This window comes from Pseudomonas sp. RAC1, assembly GCF_030658255.1.
Classification (GTDB): domain Bacteria; phylum Pseudomonadota; class Gammaproteobacteria; order Pseudomonadales; family Pseudomonadaceae; genus Aquipseudomonas; species Aquipseudomonas boreofloridensis.
Genome location: NZ_JAUTXS020000022.1, coordinates 174460 through 195612 on the forward strand (window position 1 = coordinate 174460; position 21153 = coordinate 195612).

Genomic DNA, 21153 nt, shown 5'->3' on the forward strand with positions numbered 1-21153 from the left:
ACCCATGGACCTGGTGCTTGACCTGCTCTCGACCGTTTCCCGCTGGAGCCGCAGCAACCTTTCGGAGATTTCCCTGGCGTTGGTGGGCTGCCTGCTGGTGCTGTTCGGCACCGACATCAAGGGCTGGGTCGAGCAGCGCCTGGGCGGACTGGCCGGCGCCCTGCGGGTGCCGTTCATGGCCCTGCTGGTGATGATCGGCAGCGGCGCGGCGCTGATCTATGCCACACCGTGGGTGGTGAAAGCGCTGGCACAGTTCAACAACTACGCCCTGGCGCCGGTACTGCTGGTGGTACTGGTGCTGATCGGCGTGGTGGCGGATCGCCGCGGCTCGTAACGCAAAAGGGCTGCATAGCAGCCCTTTGTCGGTCGGTCCAACGCTGACTGTCAGTCAACCTTCTCGAACTTCAGATCCCACACCCCATGCCCGAGCCGCTCGCCGCGGCGCTCGAACTTGGTGATTGGGCGCTCGTCCGGACGCGGTACGTAGGTGCCGTCCGCCGCCTGGTTGCGGTAACCCGGCGCGGCCTGCATCACTTCCAGCATGTGCTCGGCGTAGGGCTCCCAGTCGGTGGCCATGTGGAACACGCCGCCGACCTTGAGTTTGCGCCGCACCAGTTCGGCGAACGCTGGCTGGACGATGCGCCGCTTGTGGTGACGGGCCTTGTGCCACGGATCGGGGAAAAACAGCATCAGCCGGTCCAGGCTGCCGTCGGCCACGCAGCGGTTGAGCACTTCGATGGCATCACAGTCGTACACCCGTAGGTTTTTCAGGTTCTGCGTGAGCACGCCGTTGAGCAGCGCGCCGACACCAGGGCGGTGCACTTCGACACCGATGAAATCCAGCTCCGGTGCGGCAGCGGCCATTTCCAGCAGGGAGTGGCCCATGCCGAAACCGATTTCCAGGGTGCGCGGCGCCGAGCGGCCGAACACCTGGTCGTAGTCCACCGGGCTGTCGGCCAGGGGCAGGATGAACAGCGGGCCGCCCTGCTCCAGGCCGCGCTGCTGGCCTTCGGTCATGCGGCCTGCACGCATCACGAAACTCTTGATGCGGCGGTGCGGGCGCTCTTCGCCGTCGGCGGAGATCGGCGTTTCTTGCGATTCAGTCATCAGGTGCTCTTACTTGATCAGACCATCCAGCGGCGAAGACGCGCTGGCATAGAGTTTCTTCGGCATACGCCCGGCCAGGTAGGCCATGCGACCGGCGACGATGGCGTGCTTCATGGCTTCGGCCATCAGTACCGGCTGCTGGGCGTGGGCGATGGCGGAGTTCATCAGCACGGCTTCGCAGCCCATTTCCATGGCGATGGTGGCATCGGAGGCGGTGCCCACGCCGGCATCGACCAGCACCGGCACCTTGGATTCCTCGAGGATGATCTGCAGGTTGTAGGGGTTGCAGATGCCCAGGCCCGTGCCGATCAGACCCGCCAGCGGCATGACCGCGATGCAGCCAACCTCGGCCAGTTGACGCGCGATGATCGGGTCGTCGCTGGTGTAGACCATGACATCGAAGCCATCCTTGACCAGGACTTCGGCGGCCTTGAGGGTTTCGATGACGTTGGGGAACAGCGTCTTCTGGTCGGCCAGCACCTCCAGCTTCACCAGGTTGTGGCCGTCGAGCAGCTCACGGGCCAGGCGGCAGGTGCGCACGGCTTCGATCGCGTCGTAGCACCCGGCGGTGTTCGGCAGGATGGTGTAGCGGTCCGGAGGCAGCACATCGAGCAGGTTCGGCTCGCCTGGATTCTGGCCGATGTTGGTGCGGCGCACGGCGACGGTGACGATTTCGGCACCCGAGGCCTCGATGGCCTCGCGGGTCTCGTCCATGTCACGGTACTTGCCGGTGCCGACCAGCAGGCGCGACTGGAAAGTACGCCCGGCCAGGGTGAAAGGCTTGTCGCTGCGAACGTTGCTCATCGTGGTTCCTCTGCAAAGGTTACGGGAGTTGCGGGTGGGCACGGCGCGGCCGTCAGCCGCCACCGATGGCGTGGACCACCTCGACCCGGTCGCCCTCGTTCAACAGGGTGCAGTCGTGCTGGCTGCGCGGCACGATGTCCAGGTTCAGTTCCACCGCCACACGACGCCCGACCAGCTCCAGACGCCCCAGCAGGGCCGCCACGCTCTCGCCTGCAGGCAGTTCGTAGGGTTCACCGTTGAGTTGAATGCGCATGCGCACGGCCACCATCGTTCATTGGGGCCCGCATTCTAGCGCCGATCCGCCGTGCAACCCAAGGGCGAGCGGCGCCATCAGTCGCTATTGCCGACCGACTGGTCAGCCCAGGCGCCACGCCGTCAGGCCCAGACAGGCCCAGCCCGCCAGGAAGCACACGCCACCGATGGGCGTGATGATGCCGAGCTTGCTCACGCCGCTGAGGGTCAGGGCGTAGAGGCTGCCGGAGAAGAGCACGATGCCCACGGCGAACAGGCCGCCCGCCCAGCCGATCAGCCGCCCGGGCAGATGCACGGACAGCATCGCCACCGCCAGAATCGCCAGCGCATGCACCAGTTGATAGCTGACACCGGTATGAAAGATCGCCAGGTAGTCGGCGCTCAGACGGTTCTTCAAGCCGTGTGCGGCGAAGGCACCCAGCGCGACACCGGTGAAGCCGAAGAAGGCCGCGAGCATCAGGAAGCTGCGAAGCATGGGACGACTCCTTGAAAGGGGTCTGTATAATGGCCCGTTCCATCGGTCCGGCCAAGCTATCGACATGCTGTCATCCCTTATCCGCCGTCTTGCTCGTGCTCTGCTCTGGTTCGCCGCAGGCAGCATCGTGCTGGTGTTGGCGCTGCGCTGGGTGCCGCCACCGGGCACGGCCTTGATGGTCGAGCGCAAGGTGCAGTCGTGGGTCGATGGCGAGCCGATCGACCTGCAGCGCGACTGGGTGTCCTGGGAGCAGATCTCCGATGAACTGAAGGTGGCTGTGGTCGCCGGCGAAGATCAGCACTTCGCCAGCCATTGGGGCTTCGATGTCCCGGCGATTCAGGCAGCCTTGGTGCACAACGAGCAAGGGGGCAAGCTGCGCGGCGCCAGCACGCTGACCCAGCAGGTGGCCAAGAACCTGTTCCTGTGGTCTGGGCGCAGTTGGCTGCGCAAAGGCTTGGAGGCCTGGTTCACCGCGCTGATGGAACTGCTCTGGTCGAAGGAGCGCATCCTCGAGGTCTACCTCAACAGCGCCGAATGGGGGCCGGGGGTGTTCGGTGCCCAGGCTGCCGCGCGCTATCACTTCGGCGTCGATGCCAGTCGCCTGACACGTCAGCAGGCCAGCCAGCTCGCCGCTGTGCTACCCAGTCCGCTGAAATGGAGCGCCAGCCGGCCCAGCGCCTATGTGGCAAGCCGGGCCAGTTGGATACAACGACAGATGAGTCAGTTGGGCGGTACCAGCTACCTGATGCAACTGCAGGGCAGCGCGCGCCTCTGAGTGAGGCGCCTGGCAAACGCCAAGGTCACAAGCACCGGTAACGAAAAAGCCGCCTGTTTCGTGGGAAACAGGCGGCTTTTCAGTTGAGCGCAAGGCCGATCAGACGGTGATCAGCGCCTTGACCTTGCTCATCGCGTTTTTCTCGAGCTGACGAATCCGCTCGGCCGACACGCTGTACTTCTCGGCCAACTCATGCAAGGTCGCCTTTTCCTCGGCCAGCCAGCGCTGGTAGAGGATGTCGCGGCTGCGCTCGTCCAGACCGTTCAACGCTTCATACAGGTTGCTGTTGGCGTTGTCGCTCCAGTCGGCATCTTCCAACTGCATGGCCGGATCGTAGCGATGGTCTTCCAGGTAGTGCGCAGGCGAATGGAAGGCGCTGTCGTCGTCGGCATCGGCTGCCGGATCGAAGGCCATGTCATGGCCACTCAGGCGGCTTTCCATCTCGCGCACTTCACGCGGCTCGACGCCCAGGCTCTCGGCGACACGGTGCACTTCGTCGTTGTTCAGCCAGGCCAGACGCTTCTTCTGGCTGCGCAGGTTGAAGAACAGCTTGCGTTGCGCCTTGGTGGTGGCCACTTTGACGATACGCCAGTTGCGCAGAATGAATTCGTGGATCTCCGCCTTGATCCAGTGCACGGCGAAGGACACCAGGCGCACACCCATTTCCGGGTTGAAGCGCTTGACTGCCTTCATCAGTCCCACGTTGCCTTCCTGGATCAGGTCAGCCTGGGCCAGCCCGTAACCAGCGTAGCTGCGGGCGATATGGACGACGAAACGCAGGTGGGCCATCACCATTTGCCGAGCGGCCTCAAGATCCTGCTCATAGAAGAGACGCTCAGCCAGTTCACGCTCCTGCTCGACCGTCAGCAGCGGGATGCTGTTGACCGTGTGCACATAGGCTTCCAGGTTTGCACCGGGAACCAAGGCATACGCAGGTTGCAACGAAGTGGTCATTCAAGTACCTCCGACTCACTGGACTCGTGCCTTGTGGGCACTGCCAACATAGACCCGGAACCATCAGACAAGTTCCTGGATGAAAAAAGTCAATGCTGGCACGAAAGCATTATCGCGGTGCGAGCTCGTTCAGGTGCCGAGCGACCGCAATCCATGCACCGATATACCCCAAGAGCACCGCCCCGATCAAGAGTGACAGACCGTCGGCAGCGGGTACGCCCCCCAGGGCGAAGTCACTGCCATACAGGTCGGAAAGCCCGACCACCGCATCGTTCAGCCAGTTCAGGCCAAACGCGAGGATGCCCCAGGCCAGCACGCCGGCGCCCAGGCCGTACAAGGCGCCCATGTACAGGAAGGGTCGGCGCACGTAGCTGTCGGTGCCACCCACCAGCTTGATCACCTCGATCTCCACCCGGCGGTTCTCGATGTGCAGGCGAATGGTGTTGCCGATGACCAGCAGCAGTGCGGAAATCAGCATCACCGCCAGGCCGAAGACGAAGCGATCGCCCAGTTTGAGGATCGCCGCCAGGCGCTCGACCCAGACCAGGTCCAACTGCGCCACTTCAACCCGCGGCAGCTCCGACAGACGCTGGCGCAGCGCTTCGAGCGCCGGCTTGTCGACTTCGGTCGGTGTCACCACCACCACGCCGGGCAGCGGGTTCTCCGGCAGCTCGCGCAGCGCCTCGCCCAGGCCCGACTGCTGCTGGAACTCCTGCAGCGCCTGTTCGCGGCTGACATAGGTGGCCTCGGCCACCCCCGGCATGGCCTTGATCTCGTCGCGCAGCGCTTCGCCTTGCTGGGTGCCGGCATCGAGCTTGAGGTACAGCGAAATCTGCGCCGCGCGCTGCCATGAGCCGCCCAGTTTCTCGACGTTCTTCAACAGCAGCGACAGTCCCATCGGCATGCTCAGCGCCACCGCCATCACCAGGCAGGTGAAGAAGCTACCGATCGGCTGCTTGCCCAGGCGACGCAGGCTGTCGGCCAAGCTGGCGCGGTGGCTTTCCAGCCAGGCGTTGAGCAGGGTGCGGAAATCCGGGCCATCGTCGTCGTGGCCACCGCGCTTCTTGTCGGACCTGGGGTCTGCCGCCTTGGGCGCGACGCGCTCGGAGACCTTGGGTGTACGGGTGTCGCTCATTGTCCGGCCTCCCCATCGCCGATCAGTCGTCCGCGTTGCAGGGTGAGCATGCGGTGGCGCATGCGCGCGATCAGCGCCAGGTCGTGACTGGCGATCAGCACGGTGGTGCCCAACCGGTTGATGTCTTCGAACACCCCCATGATCTCGGCCGCCAGGCGCGGGTCGAGGTTGCCGGTGGGCTCGTCCGCCAGCAGCAGGGCCGGCTGGTGGACGATGGCGCGGGCGATGCCGACGCGCTGCTGCTGACCAGTGGACAGGTCGGCGGGGAACAGTTCGCCCTTGTCCGACAGCGAAACCCGCTCCAGCGCCGAGTCCACGCGCTTGCCGATCTCGGCCTTGGACAGGCCGAGAATCTGCAGCGGCAGGGCGATGTTGTTGAATACGGTACGGTCGAAGAGCAGTTGGTGATTCTGGAACACCACGCCGATCTGGCGGCGCAGGAACGGAATCTGTGCGTTGCTGATCTGGCCCAGGTCCTGGCCGGCCAGCAGCAGCTTGCCGCTGGTGGGGCGCTCCATGGCCAGCAACAAGCGCAGCAAGGTGCTCTTGCCGGCGCCCGAGTGCCCGGTGACGAACAGGAATTCGCCCCGGCGCGCCCGGAAACTCAGTTCATGCAGGCCGACGTGGCCATTGGGGTAGCGCTTGGCGACCTGCTCGAATCGGATCATGGGTGCTCACGCTCGGCAAACAGGGCTTTGACGAAAGGCTCGGCTTCGAAGGTGCGCAGGTCATCGATACCTTCGCCGACGCCGATGAAGCGGATCGGCAGGCTGAACTGCTTGGCCAGGGCGAAGATCACCCCGCCCTTGGCAGTACCATCCAGCTTGGTCAGGGCCAGGCCAGTCAGTTCGACGCTCTGGTTGAAGTACTTGGCCTGGCTGATGGCGTTCTGCCCGGTTCCGGCATCGAGCACCAGCAGCACCTCGTGCGGCGCCTCGGCGTCGAGCTTGCCGATGACCCGACGGACCTTCTTCAGCTCTTCCATCAGGTTGTCTTTGGTATGCAGGCGACCGGCCGTGTCGGCGATCAACACATCGACGCCACGGGCCTTGGCCGCCTGTACCGCGTCGAAGATCACCGAAGCCGAATCGGCGCCGGTGTGCTGGGCGATCACCGGAATCTGGTTGCGCTCGCCCCAGACTTGCAACTGCTCCACCGCTGCGGCGCGGAAGGTGTCACCGGCGGCGAGCATGACCTTCTTGCCTTCGAGTTGCAGCTTCTTGGCCAGCTTGCCGATGGTGGTGGTCTTGCCGGCGCCGTTGACGCCCACCACCAGAATCACATAGGGCTTGGTCTGCGCGTCGATCTTCAGGGGTTGCTCGACCGGGCGCAGCAGCGCGGCGAGTTCTTCCTGCAGCGACTTGTACAGCGCATCGGCGTCGGCCAACTGCTTGCGGGCGACCTTCTGGGTGAGGTTCTGCACGATCAGCGAAGTGGCTTCGACACCGACGTCGGCGGTCAGCAGGCGTGTCTCGATCTCGTCGAGCAGGTCGTCGTCGATGACCTTCTTGCCGAGGAACAGGCTGGCCATGCCTTCGCCAATGCTGGCGCTGGTCTTGGACAGGCCCTGCTTGAGCCGGGCGAAGAAACCGACCTTGACCTGCTCGGTGGCCGCGACCGGTGCAGCGACCGGCTCCGGCTCGGCTACGGGCACGGCCTCGACGGGGGCAGGCACGCTCACGGGCGCCGGCTCCACCACCACGGGCGCAACCACGACCAACTCGGGTTCGACGGACTGAGGCTGAACCACCGGCTCGGCGATCGGCTCGGCAATGGCAGCAGGACGCTCGGGGATGACCGGCGGCGCGCTCGGTTCCAGATCGGGCACCAGCGCCACCGGCTCTTCGGCAACCGGCAGTACCAGATTGCTCACCGGGGCCTCGGCGACTGGCACCACCACCACGGGCGTTGGGCTGACGGCCTGGACAGGCGCCTCGCTCGGCGCCAGCGGCCGCTCGTCGGCGACCGGTTCGCTGACCTCAATCGGCGCAGGCTCGGCCGCTGCGGCGGGCGTTACCGGTTCGGCAGCCGGTTGCTCGGGTACTGGCGGCGGCTCGGCGACAGGTTGCTGCGGCTTCTTGCGAAACCAGCCGAACAGGCCTTTCTTTTCACCGGCCTCGGCCGGCGCTTTCTTGTCGTCGTTGGAACCAAACATGGAAGACGGCTATCTCAGGGTGGCGATGCACCATCATTGGGCATCGGGAATGCTTTATACGCAGAACAGACTCTCATGCAGGCGGCTGGTTCACGCGCAACGTTTTGTCTTGGTGTCCTGTGGGCCAGAACGGCGACAGGCATGGTCGCCAGGCAACCGGATCAGTATCCTAGCACCTCCTGGCCTGCCGACGCTAAGTCCCGCAGGCCGCCGTACAGGTTATCCATCGTATGAATGCTCTCGCCCGCCGCGCCGCTGGCCTGTTGCTCGGCACGCTCTGCCTGCCCCTGGCGGCACTGGCCGCCGATACGCAATCCACCCACGAATTCATCCTCGACAACGGCCTGAAGGTCGTGGTGCGCGAAGATCACCGCGCGCCCGTCGTGGTTTCGCAGATCTGGTACAAAGTCGGCTCCAGCTACGAGACGCCGGGCCAGACCGGCCTGTCCCACGCCCTGGAGCACATGATGTTCAAGGGCAGCGCCAAGATCGGCCCCGGTGAAGCCTCGCGCATCCTGCGCGACCTGGGCGCCGAGGAAAACGCCTTCACCAGCGACGACTACACCGCCTACTACCAGGTGCTGGCCCGCGACCGCCTGCCGGTGGCCCTGGAACTGGAAGCCGACCGCCTGGCCAGCCTGCGCCTGCCGGCCGACGAGTTCAGCCGCGAAATCGAAGTGATCAAGGAAGAGCGCCGGCTGCGCACCGACGACCAGCCCAACGCCAAAGCCTTCGAGCTGTTCCGCGCCATGGCCTTCCCCGCCAGCGGCTATCACACCCCGACCATCGGCTGGATGGCCGACCTGGAGCGGATGAAAGTCGAGGAACTGCGGCACTGGTACGAATCCTGGTACGCGCCGAACAATGCCACCCTGGTGGTGGTCGGCGATGTCACCGTCGATGAGGTCAAGGGCCTGGCCAACAAGTACTTCGCGGCCATCCCCAAGCGCAGCGTGCCACCGGCCAAGCTGCCGCTGGAGCTCGCCGAGCCCGGTCAGCGCCAGCTCACCCTGCATGTGCGTACCCAGTTGCCCAGCCTGATCTACGGCTTCAACGTGCCGGGCCTGGCCACCGCCAAGGACACCCGCAGCGCCCAAGCCCTGCGGCTGATCTCGGCCCTGCTCGACGGCGGCTACAGCGCGCGCATGCCGGCACGCCTGGAACGCGGCCAGGAACTGGTGGCCGGTGCCTCCAGCAGCTACAACGCCTTCACCCGTGGTGACAGCCTGTTCCTGATTTCGGCAACGCCGAACGTACAGAAGCACAAGACGCTCGCCGATGTGGAAAAGGGCGTCTGGCAGTTGCTCGACGAACTCAAGCGCACCCCGCCGACCGCCGAAGAGCTCGAGCGCGTGCGCGCCCAGGTCATCGCCGGACTGGTTTATGACCGCGACTCGATCAGCAGCCAGGCCACCACCATTGGTCAACTGGAAACCGTGGGCCTGTCGTGGAAGCTGATCGACAGCGAACTGGACGACCTCAAGCGCGTCACCCCGCAGGACATCCAGGAAGCCGCACGCACCTACTTCACCCGCGAACGCCTGAGCGTTGCCCATGTTCTGCCCGAGGAGTCCGCCCATGACTGATCGTCGCGCCCCCCGCGCTCTGCGTCCCGGCCGTGGTGCGTTCGCCTCGGCGCTCACCCTGGCGTTGTTGCTCGTCGGCCCCGCGCAGGCCGACGAGGCCACCGGCACCATCGACCGCTCCAGCGCGCGCCCGGCCAATACCCTGCAGTCGCTGGCCGAGCTCGACGGCAAGGCGCCCAGTCGGCGTCAACTGAACATCCAGCACTGGACCACGGCCGAAGGCGCCCGCGTGCTGTTCGTCGAAGCCCGCGAACTGCCGATGTTCGACCTGCGCGTGACCTTCGCGGCCGGCAGCAGCCAGGACGGCCCGGTGCCGGGCCTGGCCACCCTGACCAACGCCATGCTCAACGAGGGCGTGGCCGGCAAGGACGTCACTGCCATCGCCCAGGGCTTCGAAGGCCTGGGCGCCGACTTCGGCAACGGCTCCTATCGCGACATGGCCGTGGCTTCGCTGCGCAGCCTCAGCGCCGCCGACAAACGCGAACCGGCGCTCAAGCTGTTCGCCGACGTGGTCGGTAAGCCCAGCTTCCCGCAGGACGCCCTCAAGCGCATCAAGAACCAGTTGCTGGCAGGCTTCGAGTACGACAAGCAGAACCCCGGCAAGCTGGCTGGCCAGACGCTGTTCGCCAACCTCTACGGCAGCCATCCTTATGCCCACCCCAGCGATGGCACCGCGCAGAGCATCCCCGGCATCACCCAGGCGCAGTTGCGCGCGTTCCACGCCAAGGCCTATGCAGCCGGGAACGCGGTGATCGCGCTGGTGGGCGACCTCAGCCGCAGCGACGCCGAAGCCATCGCCGCCCAGGTGTCCGCCGCCCTGCCCAAGGGCCCGGCACTGGCCAGTCCCGCCGAGCCGACCGAACCCAAGCCCGGCGCTACCCACATCGACTTCCCGTCCAAGCAGACCCACCTGATGCTCGCCGAACTGGGCATCACCCGCCAGGACCCGGACTGGCCTGCGCTGTCCCTGGGCAACCAGATCCTCGGCGGCGGCGCCTTCGGCACCCGGCTGATGAGCGAAGTGCGCGAGAAACGCGGCCTCACCTACGGCGTGTACTCCACCTTCACCCCGATGCAGGTGCGCGGACCGTTCATGATCAACCTGCAGACCCGTGCCGAACTCAGCGAAGGCACCCTGCAACTGGTGCGTGACATCCTGGCCGACTACCTGAAGAACGGCCCGACCCAGCAGGAACTGGACGACGCCAAGCGCGAGCTGGCCGGCAGCTTCCCGCTGTCCAACGCCAGCAACGCGAGCATCGTCGGGCAACTCGGCGCCATTGGCTTCTACAATCTGCCGCTGACCTGGCTCGAAGACTTCATGCAGCAGTCCCAGGCGCTGACGGTCGAGCAAGTCAAGGCGGCGCTGAACAAGCACCTGGCGGCGGACAAGCTGGTGATCGTCACCGCCGGCCCGAGCGTGCCGCAAAAGCCCCTGCCGCCACCGACAGACACACCGTCCGAGCAGCCACTCGGCGTACCGGAGCACTGATGGCCAGACCTTCCTCCCCCGCCCAGCCCCACAGCAAAGGGGCTGGCCAGTTGCGCATCATCGCGGGCGAATGGCGCAGCCGTCGCCTGGCCGTGCCCGAAGGCGAAGGCCTGCGCCCGACGCCCGATCGCGTGCGCGAAACCCTGTTCAACTGGCTGGCGCCCTACATCGAAGGCGCCCATGTGCTGGATGCCTTCACCGGCAGCGGCGCGCTGGTGCTCGAGGCGCTGTCGCGCGGCGCGGCCGATGCGGTGGCGCTGGACAGCAATCCGGCAGCCATCGCCAACCTCAAGCACAACCTGGAGTTGCTGCGCTGCCCGCGCGGGCAGATCATGCAAACCGACGCCTTGCGCTACCTCGGCGGGCCGGCCAAGCAACCCTTCGACCTGGTGTTCCTCGACCCGCCCTTTCACAAAGACCTGCTGGCCGAGGTGTGCAATCTGCTGGAAAGCCAGCAGTGGCTGCGCGACCAGGCGTGGATCTACACCGAGAGCGAGGCCGCGCCGTCGAGCCTGCCGATGCCGGGCAACTGGCGCTTGCACCGGGAAAAGAAAACCGGCCAGGTGCATTACGCCTTGTGGCAGCGCGGCGAAGTGCGCCAGGACAGCCAGACATAGGTAATACCTGCCGATACCTGCCGTGATCGAAGCTGCTCCGCTCGTGAACTCACTCGGAGCAGCGCCCCCATGCAAGCATCCCCCCTCGCACTCGAAGACGTGATCACCGCGCCCCACTCGCCTCACCAGCACTTCACCTTGCCCAACGGCCTCGCTGTCCACTTCCAGCACGATCGACGCAGCCCCTTGGTGTGCGTGCACCTCTACTACCATGTGGGCTCCAGTCACGAGGCGCCGGGCCATACCAATCTGTCCCATGTACTGGAGCACATGATTTTCGAGGGCAGCGAAAAACTCGCCACCGGTCAGTACCTGCGCGTCATCGAGTGGCTGGGCGGCAACAACAACGCCCAGACCCTGCAAGACGCCACCGTCTACACCATGGTCCTGCCAGCCTCGCGACTGGAAGTGGCGCTGGAGATCCTGGCAGATACCATGGTCAATGCCCGCCTGAGTGAACAGGCCTTCGAGAAAGCCCGGACCGCCGTGCGTGACGAGCGTCGCCTGAAAATCGACAACAGTCCTGTGCAACAGGCCATAGAGCGCCACCATGCCCTGGCCCACGGCACCAGCCCCTATGGCACACCCCACTATGGTCAAGCACGGGATCTGGAGGACATGAGCCTGAGCGCGCTACGGACCTGGTACCGGAATCGTTACGCGCCGAACAACGCCACGCTGGTGGTGGTCGGAGACGTCGAGGCCGACGCTCTCCAGCGTCTGGTGGAACGGCATTTTGCCGCTCACGAGGCCGTACCGCTGCCGCCTCCGGAAGTCCCTCGTCACGCAACGCCCCTGCACGCGCGCAGTCAGTCGGTGACCCTGCCCGGCCTGCGCGACGGCTTGCTCATGGCCTTCAATGTTCCGAGCCTGGCAACCTGCGATGAACCGCGCAGCGTACATGCGTTGAGAGTCGTCGCCGAACTGCTGGGCAGAGGCGCTTCGTCGCTGCTGCACAGCCAACTGGTGCGCGGACAGCAGGTGATGACCGGCATCGACCCTTCGTACGACTATCAGGTGCGTGGCGACACCTTGCTCAACTTCGCCGGTTACGTCGCCCCCGGGCATACCCCGGCCGCCGCCGAGCAAGCTGTGTGGGACGTAATCGATGGGCTTCGGACAGCGCCTGTGAGCGCCCAGCACATCGAGAACGCCAAATTCCACTTGCTGGCACAGCATGCCGCCGCCCAGGCCAGCCTCACCGGCCAGGCCGATGCCATCGGCTGGAGCGTGATCGGCGGCACCGCGCCCGCCCTGCGCCAACAACACCTGCGCACATTGGCCTCGATCACCGAGCAAGACATCCAGCACGCTATCGACACTTACCTGACTCGCGAGCGATCGACCGTCACCCACCTGTGCGCCGTCACGCCGGTCATCGATGAACACCCCGTGCTGACCTGCGCCGATCTGTCGCCCGGCATCGCCGCCGTGGACATGTCCGCGCTGATGTCGGCGCAGGGTCTGCCGGAGATCGCGTTGGACGGTACGCAACGACCGCTGCAGCAGTGGCACACGGCGCAGGGCAGCAAGGTGTGCTTCGTCGCCAGCGCGGGCGCGCCGATGTTCGATCTGCAACTGCGCTTCAAGGCCGGCGCGTGTCATGACGGCGATACCCCGGGCCTGGCGGCACTGACGCTGTACATGCTCGACCAAGGCGGCGGGCAATGGGATGCCGCGCAGATCGCCGAGCGATTCAAGGCCCTGGGTGCCACCTTCAGCCGCAACGTCACTCCTGACGACGCCATCCTGCGCCTGCGTTGCCCGGCCCACGCGGGGCTGCGCAGCGACGCCCTGGCGCTGCTGACGGCCGTGTGCGCACGCCCGAGCTTCGAGCCCACGGCCCTCGAACGGATGCGCACGCGCGTGCTCAACTATGTGCGCCGCCGCGAAGCCAAAGCGCAAAACCGGCTCAACGTCGAAACGCTGCGCTTGCTATATGCCGCGCACCCCTACACCCAAGATCACCACGGCACCGTCGCCAGTCTCGCCACCCTCGATCGCCAGCAGATCGTCGACTTCCACCAGCGCGCCTACAACGCTGCGAACCTGGAGATCACCCTGGTCGCAGACCTGCCGCACGAACAGGCGCACGCCTTGCTGGCCTCACTGAGCCAAGCGCTCACGGCAACCGAACAGCCCCTCCCGACCGTGGCCAAGGCGCAGGCCACCGGCCAGCCGGGCACGCTGCGTATCGAAGAGCCCGGCAACGAGACCGCGACGGACAACGTCACGCTCAAGCTCGCCTTCGCGGTGGATACGCTGCCGAACGATCCACACTACCCGGCGCTGCTGATGGCCAACCAGATAATCGGGGGCAGCTTCCAGTCGCGGCTGGTCAGCGAACTGCGCGAGCGCCGCGCGCTGACCTACGCGATCCATAGCCGTCTGCACCACTATCGCGCGGCGAGCGTGTTGATCGTGTCGTGGGACATCCAGCCTCAGTACCTCGACGCCTCGCTGGAACTGGTCCGGCTGGTGCTGCGTTGTTTCATCGAGCAAGGCCCGAATCCCGTCGAACTGCACATGGCGCGCAGCCAACTGCTCGGCAAACAGTTGCGCACCTTCGCCGACGACGAGGAACTGGCCACACTGCTCGCCGAGATCAACGCCCAAGGGCTGCCGGCCGACCATTGCAGCAGTTATTCAGCGCGCCTGGCCCAGGTCAGCGCGGCGCAGGTTCAGGCGGCAGCCCGGCAGGCCTTCGACCCAAACCGCTGCGTGGTGGTCAGCGTCGGTCCGAACGTGGCGCAGAAACCATTGCCGGCGCTCGTCGGCGCCGACCACTAAGCGCGGTACAGGTGCGCTGTTTCATGGCACTCTAGGCAGGCCCATCACGAGTTGCCCAGCATGCCCAGTCCCACCGCCCTCTTTCGTCCGGCCCGCGGCCTGTCGAACCCGCACCTGCAAACGCTTTGGGGACCGCTGTGGCGCAAACTGCCTGCGCTGCGGCGCGCCCGAGAGCGGTTGTGGCTGGAGGATGGCGACTTTCTCGACCTGGACTGGTACGGCCCTGACCAGACCGAGACGCCGCTGGTGCTGGTGCTGCACGGCCTGACCGGCTCGTCCGACTCGCCCTACGTGAAGGGCCTGCAACAGGCACTTGAGGCGCAAGGCTGGGCCAGCGTCGCACTGAACTGGCGGGGCTGCTCGGGCGAACCGAATCGGCTTGCGCGCAGCTACCACTCCGGCGCCAGCGAAGACCTCGGCGAAACCGTCCGCCATCTGCGCGCCCGACGTCCGCTGGCGTCGCTGTACGCCGTGGGTTACTCGCTGGGCGGCAATGTGCTGCTCAAGTACCTGGGTGAAACCGGCGCGGCCAGCGCACTTCAGGGCGCAGTGGCGGTTTCGGTACCGTTCCGCCTGGACCAGTGCGCCGACCGCATCGGCCTGGGCTTCTCGAAGATCTATCAGGCGCATTTCATGCGCGAGATGCTGAGCTACGTGCAGGTCAAGCAGCGCCATTTCCAGGCGCAGGGGCACGTTGAAGCGCTGGCGGCCCTCGAGGGCCTGGGGCCGCTGCGCAACCTGCGCACCTTCTGGGATTTCGATGGCCGGGTAACGGCGCCCCTGCACGGTTTCAACGACGCGCACGACTATTATCGCCGCGCCTCCAGCCGCTACTACCTGGGCGAGAACCGCACCCCGACCCTGATCATCCAGTCCCAGGACGATCCCTTCGTGTTCGATCACAGCCTGCCGACATCAGAAGAATTGGCGCCGCAGACCGAATTCGAACTGCATCGGCACGGCGGCCATGTGGGTTTCGTCGAAGGCAGCCTGCGCGCTCCGGGCTACTACCTGGAACGGCGGATTCCGCAGTGGTTGGGCGGGTTGGGTTAAGCGGGGCCTCTTTCAGTCGCCGATCTCGATGGCGTGGTCGGCGTCATTGATCCACTCGCTCCAGGAGCCGGCGTACAGCCGACCCAGCGGATAGCCCGCCAGCGCCAGGGCGAACAGGTTGTGGCAAGCCGTGACGCCCGAACCGCAATACGCGACCAACTGTTGCGGTGCGCGGCCCGCGAGCTTCTGGTCGAAGCGCTGGCGCAATTGCTCGGGAGGCAGGAAGCGTCCGTCAGCACCCAGGTTGTCGGTGAACGTGGCGCACTGTGCGCCAGGGATGTGTCCGGCCACCGGGTCGATCGGCTCGACTTCCCCGCGAAAGCGCGGCAGCGCCCGCGCATCGATCAAGGTCAAATCAGGCGCGTCCAGGCGCTTGGCCAACTGCTCGGCATCGATCAGCAGCGCAAGGTCCGGCTCACCGGCGAAACTGCCCTCGCGCTGCGGCGGCGGGTCCAGGCTCAGCGGCAAATGCGCGGCATGCCAGGCTTTGAGCCCACCGTCGAGGAGGAACACTGCGTCACGTTTGCCCAGCCAGGCCAGCAGCCACCAGGCGCGGGCGGCATAGGCGCCGGGACCATCGTCGTAGAGCACCACCTGGCTGTCGTTGTCCACGCCCCAGGCGCGCAGGCGCTCGGCCAGCCGCTGCGGATCAGGCAGTGGATGTCGGCCACTGCGACCCTTGATCACAGGTCCGCTGAGGTCGCGCTCCAGGTCGGCGAAATGCGCCCCTTCGATATGCCCCTCGGCATAGCTGCGCTGGCCGTAGTCAGGGTCTTCGAGGGCGAAACGGCAGTCGAGAATCACCAGTCCTGGCGAACCCAGGCGCTCGGCCAATTGCGGCGGGGTGATCAGTTGCGCAAGCGGCATGACAGTCTCCTATCGATGGCACGAACGGCCCGGCAGGCATGCGCCAGGGCCTGATTGAAGCGGCTATGGACCTGTTCGCGTGGCAGCCAGCGACAGGTTCACGGACCGAAGCGAAGGGAGTATAAGCTGGCCAGATGCCCACCTTGCACGGAGCTGCCGTGAGTTCGTCCAATCCCCCGCCCGTTGAATCATCCGACCTCGCCCTGCAACGCTTGTTCGACGCTCAGCGCCGCGCGTTTGCCGCCCACCCGATGCCACCCGCCGATCAGCGCAGGCAATGGCTGAGGTACCTGCGCGAAACCCTGCTGGCTAATCGCGAGCGTTTGATCGACGCCATCGACGCCGACTTCGGTGGACGCAGCGCCGATGAAACCCTGTTCGCTGAACTGCTGCCTACCGTGCACGGGCTGCGGCATGCCGAACGCCGCGTGCGACGGTGGATGAAACCCCGGCGGCGCAAGGTGGGCCTGGCGTTTCAACCGGCCCGCGCCCACGTGCTGTGGCAGCCGTTGGGCGTGGTCGGCATCATCGTTCCCTGGAATTACCCGCTGTTCCTGAGCATCGGTCCGCTCACCGATGCGCTGGCGGCGGGCAACCGCGTCATGCTCAAGCTCAGCGAGGCCACGCCGCAGACCGCTGCGCTGCTCAAGCACCTGCTCGAACAGGTGTTCCCCAGCGACCTGGTCGGCGTGGTGCTGGGTGAGGTCGATGTCGCCCAGGCCTTCGCCCGGTTGCCGTTCGATCACCTGTTGTTCACCGGCGCCACGGCCATCGGCCGCCAGGTCATGCAGGCCGCAGCGGCCAACCTCACACCGGTGACCCTGGAGCTGGGCGGCAAGTCGCCCGCCATTGTCGCGCCCGACGTGCCGTTGACCATGGCCGCCGAACGCATCGCCTTCGGCAAGACGCTCAATGCCGGGCAGACCTGCGTGGCCCCAGACTACGTGCTGGTCCCACGCCAGCAGTTGGACGCGTTTGCCCAGGCCTATCGGGCGGCCGTGACCCGGCTGTACCCGCGCATCGCCGGCAACCCCGACTACAGCGCCATCATCAACCCGCGCCAGTTGCAGCGCCTCGAACACCTGCTGCAGGACGCCCGCGACAAAGGCGCCCAGGTGCTCGACCTGTATCCGCAGGAAGCGCGCCAGGGCCGGCGACTGCCACCGCACCTGCTGCTGCAGGTGAGCGATGACATGCAGGTGATGCAACAGGAGATCTTCGGCCCGCTGCTGCCGCTGGTGCCCTACGACGATCTGGACGACGCCCTGGCCTACATCGCCCAGCGCCCTCGCCCACTGGCCCTGTACTACTTCGGCTACGATCGCCGCCAACAGGCTCGCGTGCTGGCGCACAGCCACTCCGGTGGCGTCTGCCTGAACGACACCCTGCTCCACGTTGCCCAGGATGACTTGCCGTTCGGCGGGATCGGCCCCTCCGGGATGGGTCATTACCATGGCCAGGCGGGTTTCCAGACCTTCAGCAAGGCCAAGGCCGTGCTGGTCAAGCAGCGCGTCAACCTGGCCAGGCTGATCTACCCGCCCTACGGCACGGCGCTGCAGCGCCTGGTGCAGCGCCTGTTCATCCGCTGATGGCAGCGCGGGCATGACAGCCAATAGACGCACTGTCTATAGTGCCATCAGCCGGTCACATGACTTGGCCCGGCAGCAGTCGCTGCGCTACCATCCGACTCCCCAACGCACTCCAGCCAGGATGACGCGATGAACCGAGTGTTGTACCCGGGTACTTTCGACCCCATCACCAAAGGCCATGGCGACCTGGTCGAGCGTGCGTCCCGCCTGTTCGACCAAGTGGTCATCGCGGTGGCAGCCAGCCCCAAGAAGAATCCGCTGTTCCCGCTGGAACAACGGGTGGCGCTGGCTCGTGAGGTCACCAAGCACCTGCCCAATGTCGAGGTCATCGGCTTCTCCACCCTGCTGGCGCAATTCGCCAAGGAGCAGGGCGCCAATGTGTTTCTGCGCGGGCTGCGTGCGGTGTCCGATTTCGAATACGAATTCCAGTTGGCGAACATGAATCGCCAGTTGGCGCCGGACGTGGAGAGCCTGTTCCTCACACCGTCGGAACGCTATTCGTTCATTTCCTCGACCCTGGTGCGGGAGATCGCCGCGCTGGGCGGCGATATCAGCAAGTTCGTCCACCCCTCCGTGGCCGACGCACTGACCGAACGCTTCAAGAAGTAGTCATGCTCGCCGGAACGCCGCGTGGGCGCGACACCGCGCCTGCGTGCACTGCGCGCAGTAATGCGGCACAATTGCGCGCATTGCCTTGATACATGCCTGGGCGGCAAGCCCTGGCCGGAGTCCCAATGTCCCTGATCATCACCGACGATTGCATCAATTGCGACGTCTGCGAACCCGAGTGCCCGAACGCCGCCATCTCCCAGGGCGAGGAGATCTACGTGATCGATCCGAACCTGTGCACCCAGTGCGTGGGCCATTACGACGAGCCGCAGTGCCAGCAGGTCTGCCCGGTCGACTGCATCCCCCTGGATGACGCGCACCCGGAAACCGAAGACGAGCTGATGGCCAAGTACCGCCGGATCACCGGCAAGGCCTGATGACCGTGCTCGGCGCGATTCGCCAGGCGCTGCTCGGCGCCGCCCTGGCGCTGCTGGCCAGCGCCGCGCTCGCCGACGGCCCAGGTCGGGCCGCCATCGCCAGCCCGCACGCCGACGCCACGGCCGCCGCGCGACAGGTGCTGGCGCAGGGCGGCAACGCCTTCGACGCCGCCATCGCCATCAGCGCCGCACTGGCCGTGGTCGAGCCATACGGTTCGGGGCTGGGCGGCGGCGGGTTCTTCCTGCTGCGCGAACAGGGCGAGCCAACGCGCTACGCCTTTCTCGATGCCCGCGAACGCGCGCCTGGTGCGGCTTCGCCGGACATGTACCTGGAAAATGGCAAGGTCCGTGCCGGGCTGTCCGTCAATGGCCCCTTGGCCGCCGCCATTCCCGGCTTGCCCCAAGCCCTCGCCGACCTCGCCGCCACCCACGGCAAACTCCCGCTCAAAGACAGCCTGGCCCCGGCCATCCGCCTGGCCAACCAAGGCTTTACCGTCGACCGCATCTACCGCGACCGCGCCAGCATGCGCCTTGACGCGCTGCGCGCCGACGCCGAAAGCACCCGCCTGTTCTTGCGCGACCAGCAGGTGCCCGCTCTCGGCACCCGTATCCGCCAGCCCGAACTCGCTGCCACCCTGCAGGCGCTGGCCGACCACGACCGCGATGGCTTCTATGGCGGAGCGGTCGCGCGGCGACTGGTGGCAGGTGTCCGCCAGGCCGGCGGGCTGTGGACGCTCGACGACCTCGCTGATTACCGCACGGCCTGGCGCCAGCCGCTGCGTTACAGCCTGGCCGATCAGCGCGAACTGATCAGCAGCCCACCGCCGTCGGCGGGTGGCGTGGCGCTGGCGCAAAGCCTGGCGATGCTCCAGCGCCTGCCCTGGCAGAGCGCCGAGCCGGTGCAACGCAGCCACTACGTGGTCGAGGTGCTGCGCCGCGCCTATCGCGACCGGGGTCTGCTGGGCGATCCAGACTACGTCGCCAACCCCATCGACCGCCTGCTGGCGCGTTCGTACCTGACCTCGCTGGCCGACAGCATCGATGTGCACCAGGCGACCCCCAGCAGTGCGCTGCCGCCGGCACCGGCCTGGCGCGAAGGCGACCACACCACTCACTTCACCGTGATCGATGCCGCTGGCAATGCCGTGTCGGCCACGCTGTCGGTCAACCTGCCGTTCGGCGCCGCCTTCACTGTGCCCGGCAGCGGCGTGGTGCTGAACAACGAGATGGACGATTTCGCCGCCGACCCCAGCGGCAGCAACAGCTACGGACTGGCCGGCAGCCAGGCCAATGCCGTGGCCGCGGGCAAGCGTCCATTGTCGAGCATGACCCCCAGCTTCCTGGAAAGTCCGTCACAGCTCGCCAGTTTCGGCACACCGGGCGGCAGCCGGATTCCGAGCATGGTGCTGCTGTCGATGCTGGGTTTCCTGGAAGGACGACCGGTGAGCGACTGGCCCGCCACGCCCCGCTACCACCATCAGTACCTGCCGGATGTGATCGAGCACGAGCCCGACACCTTCGACGACGCACAAAAGGCCGCGCTGCGGGCGCGTGGTTACACGCTCAAGGATCTGCAGCGCAGCTACGGCAACCAGCAGGTGGTGTATTGGAACAAGCGCGCGGGCACGCTGGAAGCGGCCAGCGATCCACGCGGGGAAGGTCAGGCCACGGTGCTGGAGGCTGTCCGGGAGTGAGCGGCGCTCAGCGCTGGCAGCGTGGGCAGAACACGCTGGCGCGCTGGCCGAGCTTGACCTCGCGCAGTTCGCTGCCGCACACCTTGCACGCCTCGCCACCCCGCCCGTAGGCATACAGCTCCTGCTGGAAATAGCCGGGCTGGCCGTCGCCGCCGATGAAATCACGCAACGTGGTGCCGCCGCGTTCGATGGCGGCGGCGAGCACCCGCTTGATCTCGATCGCCAGCTTCAGATAACGCGCCCGGCTGATGCCGCCAGCAGCGCGGCGCGGGTCGATACCCGCAGCGAACAGCGCTTCGGTGGCGTAGATGTTGCCCACGCCGACCACCACGGCGTTGTCCATGATGAACGGCTTGACCGCCATCGACCGCCCGCGCGACAGCTGGAACAGCCGCTCACCGTCGAACAGCTCGGTCAGCGGCTCCGGCCCCAGGCGCGCCAGCAGTTCGTGGCCGAGCGGGTCATGGCTCCAGAGCATGGCGCCGAAGCGACGCGGGTCCGTGTAGCGCAGCATCAGCCCGGATTCCAGCTCGATGTCCACGTGTTCGTGCTTGGCCGCCGGCAAGCCCTGCTCGACCAGGCGCAGGTTGCCGGACATGCCCAAGTGACTGATCAGCGTACCCACCTCGGCGTTGATCAGCAGGTACTTGGCCCGCCGCTCGACGCTGAGAATGCGTTGGCCCGAGAGGCGCACATCCAGATCTTCAGGGATCGGCCAGCGCAAGCGGCGATCACGCACCACCACCCGGCTGACCCGCTGCCCTTCGAGGTACGGCGCGATACCGCGTCGGGTTGTTTCGACTTCCGGCAACTCAGGCATGG

At 66.2% G+C, this 21153-nt stretch carries 21 protein-coding genes; 11 read left to right on the plus strand and 10 right to left on the minus strand.

Annotated elements, in window-relative coordinates; genetic code table 11:
• The first annotated feature begins 4 nt into the window (after positions 1 to 4).
• Entirely contained in the window at positions 5 to 334 is a 330-nt protein-coding gene (locus tag Q7C30_RS05720) for a DUF3392 family protein (protein ID WP_317870957.1), read from the plus strand.
• Between the two features lie 50 nt (positions 335 to 384).
• Here the strand turns inward: Q7C30_RS05720 and trmB are convergent, their stop codons facing one another.
• The 4 genes from trmB to Q7C30_RS05740 form a co-directional block, all read right to left on the minus strand.
• Complete coding sequence (trmB, locus tag Q7C30_RS05725; protein ID WP_317870958.1) at positions 385 to 1107, minus strand: tRNA (guanosine(46)-N7)-methyltransferase TrmB; 723 nt, start codon at positions 1105 to 1107, stop codon at positions 385 to 387.
• Positions 1108 to 1116: 9 nt separating this feature from the next.
• Positions 1117 to 1911, minus strand: a complete 795-nt coding sequence (locus Q7C30_RS05730) for a thiazole synthase (protein ID WP_116887356.1) — start codon at positions 1909 to 1911, stop codon at positions 1117 to 1119.
• A 52-nt stretch (positions 1912 to 1963) separates the two neighbouring features.
• Positions 1964 to 2164, minus strand: coding sequence for a sulfur carrier protein ThiS (gene thiS, locus Q7C30_RS05735; protein WP_029612374.1), 201 nt, complete (start codon positions 2162 to 2164; stop codon positions 1964 to 1966).
• A gap of 102 nt (positions 2165 to 2266) precedes the next feature.
• The gene (locus Q7C30_RS05740; RefSeq protein WP_039582551.1) at positions 2267 to 2638 is read right to left on the minus strand and encodes a DUF423 domain-containing protein; all 372 of its coding nucleotides are present in this window, start codon (positions 2636 to 2638) and stop codon (positions 2267 to 2269) included.
• A 64-nt stretch (positions 2639 to 2702) separates the two neighbouring features.
• On the opposite strand from Q7C30_RS05740, the gene mtgA reads away from it, so the two are divergent.
• Positions 2703 to 3413 carry a monofunctional biosynthetic peptidoglycan transglycosylase gene (gene mtgA / locus Q7C30_RS05745; RefSeq protein ID WP_116887355.1) on the plus strand — a complete coding sequence of 237 codons (711 nt, stop codon included), beginning with the start codon at positions 2703 to 2705 and terminating at the stop codon, positions 3411 to 3413.
• A gap of 99 nt (positions 3414 to 3512) precedes the next feature.
• Here mtgA and rpoH read toward each other — a convergent pair whose 3' ends face one another.
• The 4 genes from rpoH to ftsY form a co-directional block, all read right to left on the minus strand.
• Positions 3513 to 4367, minus strand: a complete 855-nt coding sequence (rpoH, locus tag Q7C30_RS05750) for an RNA polymerase sigma factor RpoH (RefSeq protein WP_317870959.1) — start codon at positions 4365 to 4367, stop codon at positions 3513 to 3515.
• Between the two features lie 109 nt (positions 4368 to 4476).
• Positions 4477 to 5502, minus strand: a complete 1026-nt coding sequence (gene ftsX / locus Q7C30_RS05755; protein ID WP_317870960.1) for a permease-like cell division protein FtsX — start codon at positions 5500 to 5502, stop codon at positions 4477 to 4479.
• The gene (gene ftsE / locus Q7C30_RS05760; RefSeq protein WP_029612380.1) at positions 5499 to 6170 is read right to left on the minus strand and encodes a cell division ATP-binding protein FtsE; all 672 of its coding nucleotides are present in this window, start codon (positions 6168 to 6170) and stop codon (positions 5499 to 5501) included. Before ftsE ends, ftsX begins: the two co-directional genes overlap by 4 nt.
• Entirely contained in the window at positions 6167 to 7657 is a 1491-nt protein-coding gene (gene ftsY / locus Q7C30_RS05765) for a signal recognition particle-docking protein FtsY (RefSeq protein ID WP_317870961.1), read from the minus strand. Before ftsY ends, ftsE begins: the two co-directional genes overlap by 4 nt.
• A 230-nt stretch (positions 7658 to 7887) precedes the next feature.
• On the opposite strand from ftsY, the gene Q7C30_RS05770 reads away from it, so the two are divergent.
• The 5 genes from Q7C30_RS05770 to Q7C30_RS05790 all read left to right on the plus strand — a co-directional run bounded on the left by Q7C30_RS05770 (position 7888) and on the right by Q7C30_RS05790 (position 15195).
• Positions 7888 to 9243 carry a pitrilysin family protein gene (locus tag Q7C30_RS05770; RefSeq protein WP_317870962.1) on the plus strand — a complete coding sequence of 452 codons (1356 nt, stop codon included), beginning with the start codon at positions 7888 to 7890 and terminating at the stop codon, positions 9241 to 9243.
• On the plus strand, positions 9236 to 10735 hold the full coding sequence (locus tag Q7C30_RS05775; protein WP_304484860.1) for a pitrilysin family protein: 1500 nt from the start codon (positions 9236 to 9238) through the stop codon (positions 10733 to 10735). Before Q7C30_RS05770 ends, Q7C30_RS05775 begins: the two co-directional genes overlap by 8 nt.
• A complete protein-coding gene (gene rsmD / locus Q7C30_RS05780) occupies positions 10735 to 11352 on the plus strand; it encodes a 16S rRNA (guanine(966)-N(2))-methyltransferase RsmD (protein WP_317870963.1) in 618 nt (205 codons plus the stop codon). The genes Q7C30_RS05775 and rsmD overlap by 1 nt, the downstream gene beginning before the upstream one ends.
• Positions 11353 to 11421: 69 nt before the next feature.
• Positions 11422 to 14142 (plus strand): pitrilysin family protein, encoded by a 2721-nt coding sequence (locus Q7C30_RS05785; RefSeq protein ID WP_317870964.1) that lies wholly within the window; start codon positions 11422 to 11424, stop codon positions 14140 to 14142.
• A gap of 60 nt (positions 14143 to 14202) precedes the next feature.
• Positions 14203 to 15195 (plus strand): hydrolase, encoded by a 993-nt coding sequence (locus tag Q7C30_RS05790; RefSeq protein WP_317870965.1) that lies wholly within the window; start codon positions 14203 to 14205, stop codon positions 15193 to 15195.
• Positions 15196 to 15207: 12 nt separating this feature from the next.
• On the opposite strand, the gene Q7C30_RS05795 is transcribed toward Q7C30_RS05790, so the two are convergent.
• Positions 15208 to 16062: a sulfurtransferase gene (locus tag Q7C30_RS05795; RefSeq protein ID WP_317870966.1), complete on the minus strand. Its 855-nt coding sequence runs from the start codon at positions 16060 to 16062 to the stop codon at positions 15208 to 15210.
• A gap of 158 nt (positions 16063 to 16220) precedes the next feature.
• On the opposite strand from Q7C30_RS05795, the gene Q7C30_RS05800 reads away from it, so the two are divergent.
• The 4 genes from Q7C30_RS05800 to ggt all read left to right on the plus strand — a co-directional run bounded on the left by Q7C30_RS05800 (position 16221) and on the right by ggt (position 20331).
• On the plus strand, positions 16221 to 17651 hold the full coding sequence (locus Q7C30_RS05800; protein ID WP_317870967.1) for a coniferyl aldehyde dehydrogenase: 1431 nt from the start codon (positions 16221 to 16223) through the stop codon (positions 17649 to 17651).
• A 129-nt stretch (positions 17652 to 17780) separates the two neighbouring features.
• Positions 17781 to 18260 carry a pantetheine-phosphate adenylyltransferase gene (gene coaD / locus Q7C30_RS05805; RefSeq protein WP_317870968.1) on the plus strand — a complete coding sequence of 160 codons (480 nt, stop codon included), beginning with the start codon at positions 17781 to 17783 and terminating at the stop codon, positions 18258 to 18260.
• Positions 18261 to 18385: 125 nt separating this feature from the next.
• Positions 18386 to 18637 (plus strand): YfhL family 4Fe-4S dicluster ferredoxin, encoded by a 252-nt coding sequence (locus Q7C30_RS05810; RefSeq protein ID WP_039582535.1) that lies wholly within the window; start codon positions 18386 to 18388, stop codon positions 18635 to 18637.
• Positions 18637 to 20331 (plus strand): gamma-glutamyltransferase, encoded by a 1695-nt coding sequence (gene ggt, locus Q7C30_RS05815; protein ID WP_317870969.1) that lies wholly within the window; start codon positions 18637 to 18639, stop codon positions 20329 to 20331. The genes Q7C30_RS05810 and ggt overlap by 1 nt, the downstream gene beginning before the upstream one ends.
• A gap of 7 nt (positions 20332 to 20338) precedes the next feature.
• Here the strand turns inward: ggt and mutM are convergent, their stop codons facing one another.
• Positions 20339 to 21151 (minus strand): bifunctional DNA-formamidopyrimidine glycosylase/DNA-(apurinic or apyrimidinic site) lyase, encoded by an 813-nt coding sequence (mutM, locus tag Q7C30_RS05820; RefSeq protein ID WP_116887349.1) that lies wholly within the window; start codon positions 21149 to 21151, stop codon positions 20339 to 20341.
• Positions 21152 to 21153: the final 2 nt, after the last annotated feature.

Coding starts and splice junctions, on each gene's coding strand:
- Q7C30_RS05720 (WP_317870957.1), top strand. CDS start 5: ATGGACCTGGTGCTTGACCTGCTCTCGACCGTTTCCCGCTGGAGCCGC.
- trmB (WP_317870958.1), bottom strand. CDS start 1,107: ATGACTGAATCGCAAGAAACGCCGATCTCCGCCGACGGCGAAGAGCGC.
- Q7C30_RS05730 (WP_116887356.1), bottom strand. CDS start 1,911: ATGAGCAACGTTCGCAGCGACAAGCCTTTCACCCTGGCCGGGCGTACT.
- thiS (WP_029612374.1), bottom strand. CDS start 2,164: ATGCGCATTCAACTCAACGGTGAACCCTACGAACTGCCTGCAGGCGAG.
- Q7C30_RS05740 (WP_039582551.1), bottom strand. CDS start 2,638: ATGCTTCGCAGCTTCCTGATGCTCGCGGCCTTCTTCGGCTTCACCGGT.
- mtgA (WP_116887355.1), top strand. CDS start 2,703: ATGCTGTCATCCCTTATCCGCCGTCTTGCTCGTGCTCTGCTCTGGTTC.
- rpoH (WP_317870959.1), bottom strand. CDS start 4,367: ATGACCACTTCGTTGCAACCTGCGTATGCCTTGGTTCCCGGTGCAAAC.
- ftsX (WP_317870960.1), bottom strand. CDS start 5,502: ATGAGCGACACCCGTACACCCAAGGTCTCCGAGCGCGTCGCGCCCAAG.
- ftsE (WP_029612380.1), bottom strand. CDS start 6,170: ATGATCCGATTCGAGCAGGTCGCCAAGCGCTACCCCAATGGCCACGTC.
- ftsY (WP_317870961.1), bottom strand. CDS start 7,657: ATGTTTGGTTCCAACGACGACAAGAAAGCGCCGGCCGAGGCCGGTGAA.
- Q7C30_RS05770 (WP_317870962.1), top strand. CDS start 7,888: ATGAATGCTCTCGCCCGCCGCGCCGCTGGCCTGTTGCTCGGCACGCTC.
- Q7C30_RS05775 (WP_304484860.1), top strand. CDS start 9,236: ATGACTGATCGTCGCGCCCCCCGCGCTCTGCGTCCCGGCCGTGGTGCG.
- rsmD (WP_317870963.1), top strand. CDS start 10,735: ATGGCCAGACCTTCCTCCCCCGCCCAGCCCCACAGCAAAGGGGCTGGC.
- Q7C30_RS05785 (WP_317870964.1), top strand. CDS start 11,422: ATGCAAGCATCCCCCCTCGCACTCGAAGACGTGATCACCGCGCCCCAC.
- Q7C30_RS05790 (WP_317870965.1), top strand. CDS start 14,203: ATGCCCAGTCCCACCGCCCTCTTTCGTCCGGCCCGCGGCCTGTCGAAC.
- Q7C30_RS05795 (WP_317870966.1), bottom strand. CDS start 16,062: ATGCCGCTTGCGCAACTGATCACCCCGCCGCAATTGGCCGAGCGCCTG.
- coaD (WP_317870968.1), top strand. CDS start 17,781: ATGAACCGAGTGTTGTACCCGGGTACTTTCGACCCCATCACCAAAGGC.
- Q7C30_RS05810 (WP_039582535.1), top strand. CDS start 18,386: ATGTCCCTGATCATCACCGACGATTGCATCAATTGCGACGTCTGCGAA.
- ggt (WP_317870969.1), top strand. CDS start 18,637: ATGACCGTGCTCGGCGCGATTCGCCAGGCGCTGCTCGGCGCCGCCCTG.
- mutM (WP_116887349.1), bottom strand. CDS start 21,151: ATGCCTGAGTTGCCGGAAGTCGAAACAACCCGACGCGGTATCGCGCCG.